The 1,075-nt window shown below is 70.7% G+C and carries 1 protein-coding gene and 1 pseudogene; one reads left to right on the top strand and one right to left on the bottom strand.

The genetic code is table 11. The features are described 5' to 3' along the window. Positions 1-274, bottom strand: a pseudogene (locus tag ACFPZL_RS13540) (DUF349 domain-containing protein); the annotation flags it as partial. A gap of 152 nt (positions 275-426) precedes the next feature. On the opposite strand from ACFPZL_RS13540, the gene ACFPZL_RS13535 reads away from it, so the two are divergent. After that, on the top strand, positions 427-1,075 hold a 649-nt coding region (locus tag ACFPZL_RS13535), incomplete at its 3' end, for an AAA family ATPase (RefSeq protein ID WP_382335907.1).

Below are 1,075 nucleotides of genomic sequence, written 5' to 3'. Positions count from 1 at the left end.
CGGCGAGATCGCCGACCGCGGCGGGCTCCACGAGCTGCTGCTGCAGGTGGGCGACGGCCTCGGAGGCCTCGCCGCCGGCGACGCCCCGGGCGATGCGCGCCTCGAGCAGGGTGACCTGGCCCGCGAGATCGGCGTACTTGCGCTCGTAGTAGGCGAGTGCCTCTTCGGGCGTGCCGTCGGGGAACTGCCCGACCTCGCGCTCGGATTCGCCTTCGCGGACGTAGACCGTGCGGTTCTCGTCGACCCGACCCCAAGGCTGTTCGTTCTGGCTCACCGTGCTCACCTGTCGTTCGTCTCTGCTGCCGGTCCACCGCTCGCGGCGTGCCGACCATGAATATCGCGGTACCCACTCTAGAGCACCGGACGATGCCGCGCCCGGGCCGATACCCACCGGTGATGTCGGCCGTGATCGTTAGCATGAGAGGCATGGAGATACAGTCCGGCCATACCGCACCTCTCGCGGTGCGCATGCGCCCGCGTTCGCTGGACGAGGTGGTCGGACAGCAGCATCTGCTCCGCCCCGGTTCGCCGCTGCGCGTGCTCGCGAGCGAGGGCGCCGGTGCGGCGGGGCCCGTGTCGGTCATCCTCTGGGGTCCTCCCGGTACGGGCAAGACGACGCTCGCGCAGGCGATCGCCGCGTCGAGCGGGCGCCGCTTCGTCGAGCTGTCGGCCGTGACGGCCGGGATCAAGGATGTGCGCACGGTCATGCAGCGCGCGCTCGACGATCGCGATCTCTACGGGGTCTCGACGGTGCTCTTCCTCGACGAGATCCATCGGTTCACCAAGGCCCAGCAGGATGCGCTCCTGCCCGGGGTGGAGAACGGGTGGGTGACGCTCGTGGCGGCGACGACAGAGAATCCCTCGTTCTCGGTCATCAGCCCGCTGCTGTCCCGCTCGCTGCTGCTGACCCTCGAGCCGCTCTCGGACGAGGATCTGCGCACGCTGCTGCGTCGCGCGGCGGAGGATCCGCGCGGTCTGAACGGCTCGGTCGAGCTGACGGAGGAGGCGCTCGACGCCCTCGTCCAACTGGCCTCGGGCGACGCGCGCCGCACGCTGACCGGGCTCGAGGCGGCCG

The organism is Leucobacter soli, assembly GCF_042659205.1.
GTDB classification, from domain to species: domain Bacteria; phylum Actinomycetota; class Actinomycetes; order Actinomycetales; family Microbacteriaceae; genus Leucobacter; species Leucobacter soli.
The sequence above is the reverse complement of the archived record's forward strand: the minus strand, read 5'-3'. Positions and strand labels throughout refer to the sequence as shown.